Annotated in this window: 1 protein-coding gene; it reads left to right on the forward strand. The window is 35.6% G+C overall.

Annotation, left to right across the window (positions count from 1 at the left end; translation table 11 throughout):
- Positions 1 to 165: 165 nt before the first annotated feature.
- The gene (locus ACSG5Z_RS31340) at positions 166 to 288 is read left to right on the forward strand and encodes a hypothetical protein (RefSeq protein WP_435712898.1); all 123 of its coding nucleotides are present in this window, start codon (positions 166 to 168) and stop codon (positions 286 to 288) included.
- Positions 289 to 292 lie beyond the last annotated feature (4 nt).

A 292-nucleotide genomic window follows, 5' to 3' on the forward strand; every position in this document is an offset into this window, starting at 1 on the left:
TAATAGAAATGGATTGTGCTTGAAAGATAGAATGAGGGACGTCGTTTATATACGGGTGCATAACTTGTACGTAAAAATCCCTCTTTCTCAATATGAAAAGAGGGATTTTTTATTTTTCATTTCCCTCATCATCATCCAAACTTAATTATTTAGGAGGAAAATCAAATGAAAAAGAAGTTTGTACCCGGTATTGCATCAGTTGTAGGAGTAAGTATTTTATTAACTGGTTGCGGTAGTTATAAAAACGAAGCAAGCGGAGCATATGCAAAAGACGAGGCGCCTAGTTAACTGG

The organism is Bacillus pretiosus (assembly GCF_051294775.1).
Lineage (GTDB): Bacteria > Bacillota > Bacilli > Bacillales > Bacillaceae_G > Bacillus_A > Bacillus_A wiedmannii.